This window comes from Dolichospermum sp. UHCC 0352 (genome assembly GCF_009711925.1).
GTDB classification, from domain to species: Bacteria; Cyanobacteriota; Cyanobacteriia; order Cyanobacteriales; family Nostocaceae; genus Dolichospermum; species Dolichospermum lemmermannii.
In genome coordinates this window covers 1-10,063 of sequence record NZ_VIKY01000255.1, presented here as the reverse complement: position 1 = coordinate 10,063, position 10,063 = coordinate 1, and the positions used below count along the sequence as shown (strand labels likewise).

Here is a 10,063-nt window from a genome sequence, read left to right as displayed (position 1 = left end):
AGTTCCCTCCCCTTTACAAGGGGAGGGTTAGGGTGGGGTAAAAAATATTTGATACATCAACCATAACTTTTCAAACACCCTCTAAGAGGTTGTTTCAAAAGTATTGTATGAAACCCATAATCTCCAAAAACCTAACCCCCCTTCCCTACAAGGGAATGGGGTTTTTAAAGCTTCTCCCCTGGTAGGGGAGAGGTTTGGAGAGGGGTCTGTTTACACATTAAAAACTTTTAAAACATCCTCTAATCAAAAAATTCATTGACAAGATCAATACCTTTGCCATTTTCCCGTAGGTTGGGTTGAACGAAGTAAAACCCAACGTAAACTCAACGTATTTGTTGGGTTTCGTTCCTCAACCCAACCTACAAATCTAATCAAAAAATTCATTGACAAGATAATTAAAAGTAGTTCAATTTTTAAATGATTACCACCAACTTAAATACTCAAATTTCTGCTACCCCAAGCTTATTAACTATTCAAGAATATGAACAAAATATTACAGAAAATCCCCAGGAAGTTACTAATTATTGGTATTTAGGATTAGCTTTGTTATTAGCAGGAAGAGAAGAAGAAGCGCAGATAGCCTGGATGACTCCACTGCTAGAATTTGGAGAGGAAGAATCGGAACAATGGCTACAGCAATTAACAGAAATTTTATTAAATTCTGCCCAACAACAGGAAACAGATTCTCAATCTCAACTAGCTTGGGTAATTCGTCAACACATTAGAGAATTTGTCCCTGGTGATATTAATAATCTTTTAAAAATAATTGAACTAAATATTGATTTAAAAATTGAGGATTGGGAAACAACTATTAATCAATTAATTGCCATTATATCCGAACTAATAGAACCCCCTATTTTTGATGAGAAATTATTAGTGCAAGTGATTGAGAAGTTGCTTCGTCCTAACCCAGTTAATCCTCCTCCTTTGATAGATAAATTAGTAGAGGCCTTTATACCTTATTTAATAAATTCTGAGACTATTATTAAATTATTGATAGATAAGGCTGATAGCTATGATTTTTGTTTTAACCTTGGGATGTCAATTTATTTCTCCAAAATTGGCTTCCGCTTAGAACCTGATAGTCTATATTTTACTGTCAAAATAATCAGTAACCTACAATTACTAGGAGGAGATTATCGTCAAGAGTCTATTGATTGGGCAAACAAATATTTAGTAACTTCCCCAGAACTAATTAGGCAAATACATGGCACTTACTACTTACTTATAGCATTTTTAGAGTCTCTCGAAAATCCAGAAAAAGCTCTACAAACGTACCAAAAATATAAACAGCTTTTATCTGATCTTGTCAGCAGTGAAACAGAAAGCAAAAGTTTACTTACAAATACAACCTTAGCATTTGGTCACTTTTTCCTATACATGGAAGATAATCCCCATGAAAATAGATTAATTCGCAATAGATTAGCTGCTTTATGTCAAAAAATGATGTGGCAAGAATTTCCTGAAGAGATCAACATTTATCAACAGCGTTTGAATACACCTCGTCCTGCTTTGAGTCAGCGTCCTTTAAGGATAGGCTATGTATCGGAGTGTTTTCGTTCCCATTCTGTCGGTTATTTAGCTTGGTGGTTATTAAAATATCATAATCGCCAAAAATTTGATATTCATTTATATTCTTTAAGAGAGAATATTTACGATTCACAACAACAAGCTTATAAAAACGAATTTGGTGATCATTTTCATCAATTATGCCCGCCGATAGTGACAATTGCAGATAAAATAAATGAAGATGAAATAGATATTTTAGTTGATTTAGATAGTTTAACTTCCTATAGTAATTGTGTTATTTTAGCTTTGAAGCCTGCACCCATTCAAGTTAGTTGGTTAGGGTATGATGCTACTGGTTTCCCGACGGTTGATTATTTTATTGCTGATAACTATGTTTTACCTGCATCAGCACAGGATTATTATACAGAAAAGATTTGGCGACTCCCGCAAAATTATATTGGTATTGATGGCTTTACTGTGGGAACACCAACTATCAGTAGAGAATCTTTAGATATTCCTAATGATGGAATTATTTATTTTAGTTCTCAAACTGGATTAAAACGTAATCCCGATAATATCCGCTTGCAAATGCAAATTATTAAACAAGTTCCTAATAGTTATTTTCTGCTGAAAGATAATCGCAGCAATCATGGAGATATGCAAAATTTTATTGCTCCCCTTGCTGAAGCCCAAGGACTTGATTTAGAATGTTTTAGGTTTTTACCCTCTGCACCTACAGAGATGGAACACCGCGCCAATTTAGCCATTGCAGATATCGTTTTAGATACCTATCCCTATAATGGTGCAACTACTACTTTAGAAACATTATGGATGGGTGTACCGATAGTGACAAAAGTGGGAGAACAATTTGCAGCCCGGAATAGTTATACAATGATGATGAATGTGGGTGTAACTGAAGGTTTAGCTTGGAGTGATGAAGAATATGTCGAGTGGGGTGTGAAGTTGGGTAAGGATGAGAAATTAAGACAAGAAATTGTGTGGAAATTGCGAAAGTCAAGACAAACATCACCGCTATGGAATGGTCAGAAATTTGCCCGGGAAATGGAGAATGCGTATCAGCAAATGTGGCAAAGGTATATTCATCCATAAAATCAGCAATGCCGGAAATCGAAGCGCCGGAAATTATGTTAATCTTTAATCAAAAGGCTGATTTTACAGCACTTCCCGATGTTATGATGTACATATCTAGCGGGCAAGATGCCCGCACCACAAGAGTTTCATGATTCAACTTTGTACCTCATCAAAGCGGAAAACGCTATAAATGACCCATCCTAACAAAAAAAGGATTGTGATTATGTTAAATAAAACACCAAATCAACTACAAAGACTGTATGAAATTGACGATTATCTCTGGTTGGAAGAAACTATTAAGCTTCTAAAAGCAAAAAATTTAGAAAACTTAGACTTAGAAAATTTAATTGAGGAGTTAGAAAGTTTGGGAAGAAATGATTTAAACAAAGTTAGAAGTCTATTAAGACAAATTATAATTCATATTTTACTATTAGAATATTGGCAAGACGAATATGATCGAAACCATCGGCATTGGCAGGGAGAAATAATCGCTTTTAGAGATGATTTAAACAATAGCTTAACTACTACATTAAAAAATAAGTTAGTTCAAGAATTAGATCATATTTACAATGTTGCTTTGAAAGTTGTTGTTCAAAAAACAGGATTAGCATCAAATCTATTCCCTGATAATTGTCCCTATTCTTTAGAACAATTATTAGATGATAATTGGTATCTTCAAAAGTAACTGGATTTGATACAGCGGTTCTTGGTTGAGAGGATGTTTGAAAAGTGGTATTCCGTAATTTTCATCACATTGCTACCCCCCTTTCCCCTTGTAAAGGGGGGAAACAATAAAAATCCAGTTCCCTCCCCTTTACAAGGGGAGGGTTAGGGTGGGGTAAAAAATATTTGATACATCAACCATAACTTTTCAAACACCCTCTGAGTGAAATACAAGGACTTCAGCTATCAAAAAGAATCAAAAGTTGCACTATTGCTTAACCCAACCTACATTTCTAAGACTCTTAAAATTGACTTATCAAACTATCCAATGGATAACTTTCTAAGTTACTAACTGGTATTTGTGCTAAATTTATTTTAGCTTCATTACTCAAGATAACTCTACCATAAATGCGGGGTAATAAAGATTGCCATTGCATATCCCCTAGTTTACCTACCAGAGAAATATCTATGGTATCGCTAATATCTAAATCTTCCATTAACAGATTCATAGCTACACTAGATAAAAACATTTCTGCATCTTCAATAGCAATATTACCTGTGTGGATAATCAGAGTAATTTTTTTATTTTCAGAATGATTTGCTAATGTTTGAATCACCTCTTGTAACTCTAAACCTAGTTCATCTTCTGGTAGTAACCAATCTGGGAATATAATTAAGTTAATATCTCTGAGGTTTAAAGACAACTGTGTTGCATTAACTAAAGCATTACTAACAGTTTCAGCCATCTTTCTCCAAGAGAACTTTTTAGCCTGTGCTAAACCTGCATTGATTAAACTATTTCTGATACTGGGTTTTTGGACTTCACATAAAGCATCTGCTAATCCCATAACATCATGATCATTTATATAAATAGCCGCTGCTCCTGCGACTTCGGGAAGGGAAGCGTTACGGGTGGTAATTACCGGACAACCACAGCCCATAGCCTCTATTACTGGCATTCCAAAACCTTCATATTTAGAGGGATAAACTAAAGCTACTGCACCAGCATAAGCTAATCGCAATTCTTCATCAGTTAATTGCAGTCCATAAAAAGTACACCCTGGGATATATTGTCGCCATTCTGAAGGTAATTGGTTGCCTGCGCCAGTAGAAATAATATCAAAACTTTGTTTATTGACTAATTGACTCAAGGCTTGGAAAAAAAGAATTGAATTTTTATATCCTTGTAAATTACCCAAGAGAAAATAAGGTTTATTAATGCCATACTTGTGTTTGAAAGTATTAATTTCTTTTTCAGAAGCAGGAGAAAAAAGAGGATCTACACCACAGTGAGCAACAGTAATGGATTCTAAGGGTATATCAGGGAAACATTTATGTAAGTCTTTGGCTGTATGTTCAGAGATGGAAATATAAGATGATGCGTGTTGTATACCGTTATGTTTTTCACGCCACATAGGTTCATTTAAGTTTCCTCCTAATACTTCGGGAATCATATCATAAGCCATAAATACCGAAGGTGTTTCTATCGGTGTGGTATAGTAGGTGGAAACAAATAATTCTGCTGATTCCTCATGACAAACATCTTGCAGCATTTGTTTATCAGCTTCGGTATTGTTATAGTTATAGGCGGAAATTGTCCGATAACGAATACCGTTAATTTTAGGCGCAGTATTGGCTCTATCTAAGACTAGAATATGATTAGCAAATTCTGTGTTTGCCCATTGTTCTAAAAGACTTTGCCAAACTCTAGCAATGCCTGTTTGATATAGTTGGAAAAATACTGCATCAATTAAAATATTACGAGGAGGTAAAGTTTTTGCTTTTTCTTTAGCTAATTCGTAAATTTTGATGGTTTCTTGAACATATTTATCCCAACTAAATTTTTGAGCCTGTTGAACAGATTTTTTAGCTAAATTTTCTCGATATTCGGGTTCAGAATATAACTTAAATATGGCATCACAAAGCCCTATCGCATGATTAGGAGCAAGCATAATTCCCGCATTTTCAACCACTTCAGGTAATGAAGAAGTATTAGACGTTATTACTGGAGTTCCACATTGCATAGCTTCTAATGGTGGTAAGCCAAAACCTTCATATAAAGATAAATATATGAATGCTAATGCACCTGAATACAAAGGAGCTAAATCTTCATCGGGAAGATAACCGGTAATAATAATTCTGTTTTTTAATTCTTGAGCTTTATCTATTTCTGTAAAAATTTCTTCATATTGCCATCCTGTTGTACCTATCAATACAAGATTAAGATCATTAATATTTTTGTTTTCAATCAATGTCAAAAAAGAACGGATAATATGAGCTATATTTTTTCTTGGCTCTAGGGTTGATAAACTTAAAAGATAAGGTTGATTTGGTATTTTATATTTTTGTTTCGTGTTAATAGTTAATTCCTGATCATTGCAAGGATAAAACTTTTCTTTATCAGCTGCTAAATATGTAACAAATACTTGCTTTGCATCAATATTTTGCTGATATTTACAAATATCTTGCTTTGTTGATTCAGAAATACAGCAGACAAAATCATTTTTATCTATCTGATCTATAGTATTTTTAACTATATGCTCTGAATTATTATTAAAATACTCCGGGAAAAGAATAGGGATTAAATCACAAATAGTGACAACTCTTGTGGCAAAGTAAATATTATTCGGTAAAGGATAATAGGTAGAGTGATAAATATCTATATTTTGATATCTTAGTTCTGATAAGTTAAATAAAGGAAGATTTTTATATTCAAGATTTTGATTTATATAAGTTTGACAAGCATCAAATACATCAGGAACACTCGTACATAAATAGACACAACACTGAGGGGATTTTATTAATCCTTTTAAAAGATACTCTGTTACTCTAAAAACTCCAGTTTTAGCAGTTTCAAATATAGTTCCTAAACCTAGTACAGCAATATCTAACGCTATTTTAATCTGCGTTCCATTATTCACTAAAGATATTTTTTTTAGTGTTCCAAGCTGACTATGACACAAGTTCTTAAAAACATCAGGTGCTAGATTTTTTTCTGTCAACAGGTGTAAAGATATACCATTATTAGATGTGCCACTAGAATAAAAATTCAAGTTATATTTATCCGCAATTTCTGATAAGGACTTAAATGTATATATTGATATATGCTGTCCTTCCTCAGGTACATAATACCACCATTCATTGGGTTTAGGATTATCTGTAGGCAAAATCTCTGTACTAAATAAAATATTTTTAGAAAAACGTAAAATATTTTCTATCTCTTCAATAGGATTGACAAAGTGTTCAAAAACTTCAAATGCAGTTACTAACTCATAATAGTTATTTTTCTCTATTTCAAAGTCTTGAGCAAATAAATTATTACAGAATTTATCAAACCAATAAAAATCAAAGCCTAAGTCCCTCATCATACTAACAAACAGACCATATCCGCCCCCATAGTCTAAAAATTTAGCCCCATGATCAAAGATATTAAAAATGATTTGAGATGCTTTTTGTGAACAATAATGATTGCGAAATACTAAACCAATATCGCTTTTTGTTATGATATTAGAATAAGCTTCCCCTAACCAGTAAGGCTCTTCTGTTTGAACAAAACTACAATGAAGACATTGAAAATAATTAACTTTATATTTACTTAATACAATACTGTGAGAAAAAAAGTTTGTATTAGATCCACATATTTTACATTTAACTGATATAGGCATACTTAACTTGTGTGTTATTTTTGACTTATTAATTATTCCGAATTTTGCTATTTCTTCACATTTGCTAAAACAGTCTGATAATCCTGTCTATCTGGATGTAATTTTACCAACCTTTCCATCAAAGCGATCGCTTACTTCACTCCTTAACCCCCTCAATTACCCCTACCTATATATAGAGAGTACCCACAATTTCCAGAAATCTATCACTTTCTGGATATACTAATGTTAATTTTCACAGATATTTACAATTGACATAAAAATGTCAGTATCAATCCCTTGACTCCTGCTATAATCTATCCATATTTTATGATACAATTATTAACAAATATCCAAGTGATTTTAGAAACGCAATTGATTCTTCTCTACATACTCACCGCAGTCACCGCTTCCATACCTTGTATTTAAGGAATAAAACCCATAACCCGCCTGGGAATTAATTCCCAGTCTCATAGTTCAAGTCCGTTAAAACGGACTAATAAACTTTCCTAATATTTAGTCATCTTTAGATGACTTTCGCTATTAGCAAGGAACTTGAGTTCCTTGCGGGATAGAGGTTTTACATCATATCAGATTACTCAATCATCAAATTCAACGCCTAATTCTCGCAATTTCGCTGCTAATTTATCAGCCCGTTGTTTTTCCTGTTCCGCCCGTTGTTTTTCTTGTTCAGCTTGTTCTTCTCCTGTTAACAAGAAATTTCCTGCTAAATCCCACCACCTTAACCAAGGTAACTCGACATTTTTATATGTTCCTTGCCAAATTCCTAATTCAACACCCATTTTTTCAATCACATAATGACCCCTTGCATTAGGTGGCATCAGGTGATATTGTCCTTCGATTAAATGATATAATTCTAATAATGATTTCTTTTCTTCATAAATACCGTAAAAAGGTACTCTAATCGCTTTTTCATAAACCCAAAATTTTCCTTGATATGGAGTTTCGTCCCTTTCTTCTCTACCATTACCTGATACAAATTCAATGACAATTAGGGGAGCAACTAATTCTTGCCACATCACATAAGAACGGCGCATTTGACCATTTAGAGCCGGTGGCACATCAGGAACATAAAACCAATCTGGCGCTTCTGCACCTCGTTCTGGTGGTTCTGTAATCCGCCAATAAATACCGCTATCTTGTCCTATGCAAAATTGCTTATCTGGATGAATTGTTTGTAATTTTGACCAGATAGATTCTGTTAACAGAATACTTTGAGGATGTTCTTGAAAATTTTTCACGAAATTTCCATCTTCACAGGGTAATTGAGTATGATCTGGTAACTGTGTTGAAGGAGCAAGTTTCAGGGTGTCCATAATTTTCCATTTTGGAAGAATATGTTTGGTGTTAGCTAAGACGAGATATAGTTTTATATCTCATCAAACTATATTATAAACAATTCTGATATGATTTTTATTTTCCTATTGTCTTCTTTGTATTCGCTAAAACAGTTTGATAATCCTGTCTCTGTGGATGTAATTTTACCAACCTTTCCATCAAAGCGATCGCACTTTTATTATCCCCCATTCGCAATCGAATCATAGACAACTTCTCAAGTGCAGTTTGATTATTTGGTTCACGTTGTAAAACCAACTCATACCCCTTAACCAGTTTCTGTAAATCAGTCTCAGCAGATTGAACTACTGCTTGCTTTGGTTTTTCCCAAGCCTGTTTGATGGTATTAACCCCTCCAAACAACATTGAACCACCAAATGAAACCATTCCAATATATGTAACAATTCTTTTCTTTCGCTCAATCTGCTTACCGCGCTGAACTAAATAATCATCTCCTGAAGTAGCCATGTATCAAAAATTGCTGTTATCCAAATTGCAGCATCACTCCTACAATATAGAATACCCACCACCAGCAAAAAAAATATCACGCATAAATATTTTTTAGAGGATGTTTGAAAAGTATCAGAATTAATCGAGATCCCCCCAACCCCCCTTACAAAGGGGGGCTAAATTCCTCAAAGTCCCCCTTGGAAAGGGGGATTTAGGGGGATCAGATCCCACACGAAAAAGTTTTCAAACAACCTCTTAATTATCCCCAAATCAAACCACTACGGGGAGGAATAATTAAACAAACATTTTCCTCTTTCCAGATAATTTCCCCATTCCCAAATAAAACTTGATTTGGTTGACTTTGTAAACTACTACAATCTAGGTTGACTGTAATAGTTTCAGTTCCTATATTCACAGCAATAATTAATTCTTCACTTTCTAAAATTCGCGCAAATACATAAACTGTTTCTTTTGCATAGAGAACTTGGTATTTACCAATTCGCAAAGCCGGATAATTTTGCCGAATAGCAATTAATTGTTTATGAGTATTTAAAATTTTGGAATTCCAGTCAGATTCAGGAGGGAAAACACGGCGACAATCAGGATCTATTCCTCCAGGTAAACCCACTTCATCACCATAGTAAATACTAGGCGCACCGGGAAATGTGAATAATAAGAGATTACATAATTCTACACTTGCTTGATCACCGTCAGCAATGCTAATTAATCTGGCTGTGTCATGGCTACTGAGAATGTTTAATTGTGTTAGTTGAATTTCCCAAGGATACAGTTCCAAAAGGCTGTGAATTTTGGCTGCATAACCAGCCGCATCTAAAGGAGGATAGGGATAATAACTCTGAGATTCTACGAATTCTAATACTACTTTATCGCCTACTGCAAACGCCAGCACTGCCTCATTAAATAAATAATTCAATACCCCATCAAACTGTGTACCATCGAGCCATTCACGGGCATCTGTCCAAACCTCACCGACAATATAAGCATGAGGATTAATACCTTTAACTCGTTGGCGAAATTCCTGCCAAAAACCCGGAATTTTAATGTCATAAGGCACATCTAACCGCCAACCATCAATGCCAAATTCCAGCCAATATTCGGCAATTTTCATGATATACTCCTTCACATCTGGATGATCATGATTAAAGGTTGGTAAAGAGCGAATCCCCGCCCAAGCATCATAGTTAGCAGGTAAATTACCATCATAAGGGGCAAGCGGCCAATCTTGAATTTTAAACCAATTTACCCAAGGAGAATTAGAACCATTTTCTAACACATCATGGAAAAAGAAAAAGCCTCGACTAGAGTCAGTAACTCAGCCCTAAAGGGACTGA

General features: G+C 34.5%; 6 protein-coding genes and 1 pseudogene. 3 read left to right on the top strand and 4 right to left on the bottom strand.

Translation table 11 applies throughout. The features are described 5' to 3' along the window. Positions 1-417: 417 nt before the first annotated feature. The 3 genes from FJR06_RS18235 to FJR06_RS18230 all read left to right on the top strand — a co-directional run bounded on the left by FJR06_RS18235 (position 418) and on the right by FJR06_RS18230 (position 3,286). Positions 418-2,619: a hypothetical protein gene (locus tag FJR06_RS18235; protein ID WP_174783500.1), complete on the top strand. Its 2,202-nt coding sequence runs from the start codon at positions 418-420 to the stop codon at positions 2,617-2,619. Between the two features lie 8 nt (positions 2,620-2,627). Next, positions 2,628-2,753, top strand: a complete 126-nt coding sequence (locus FJR06_RS24765) for a hypothetical protein (protein ID WP_256369516.1) — start codon at positions 2,628-2,630, stop codon at positions 2,751-2,753. Positions 2,754-2,824: 71 nt separating this feature from the next. Further along, positions 2,825-3,286: a DUF29 domain-containing protein gene (locus FJR06_RS18230; protein ID WP_168651974.1), complete on the top strand. Its 462-nt coding sequence runs from the start codon at positions 2,825-2,827 to the stop codon at positions 3,284-3,286. 280 nt (positions 3,287-3,566) lie between these two features. Here the strand turns inward: FJR06_RS18230 and FJR06_RS24495 are convergent, their stop codons facing one another. The 4 genes and pseudogenes from FJR06_RS24495 to FJR06_RS18205 all read right to left on the bottom strand — a co-directional run. Continuing rightward, positions 3,567-6,929, bottom strand: a complete 3,363-nt coding sequence (locus FJR06_RS24495; RefSeq protein ID WP_254434451.1) for a glycosyltransferase — start codon at positions 6,927-6,929, stop codon at positions 3,567-3,569. A 575-nt stretch (positions 6,930-7,504) separates the two neighbouring features. Then, on the bottom strand, positions 7,505-8,242 hold the full coding sequence (locus FJR06_RS18215; RefSeq protein WP_015080093.1) for a Uma2 family endonuclease: 738 nt from the start codon (positions 8,240-8,242) through the stop codon (positions 7,505-7,507). A gap of 97 nt (positions 8,243-8,339) precedes the next feature. Next, positions 8,340-8,729 carry a M48 family metallopeptidase gene (locus FJR06_RS18210; RefSeq protein WP_015080094.1) on the bottom strand — a complete coding sequence of 130 codons (390 nt, stop codon included), beginning with the start codon at positions 8,727-8,729 and terminating at the stop codon, positions 8,340-8,342. Between the two features lie 241 nt (positions 8,730-8,970). Continuing rightward, positions 8,971-10,035, bottom strand: a pseudogene (locus tag FJR06_RS18205) (alpha-amylase family glycosyl hydrolase); the annotation flags it as partial. Positions 10,036-10,063: the final 28 nt, after the last annotated feature.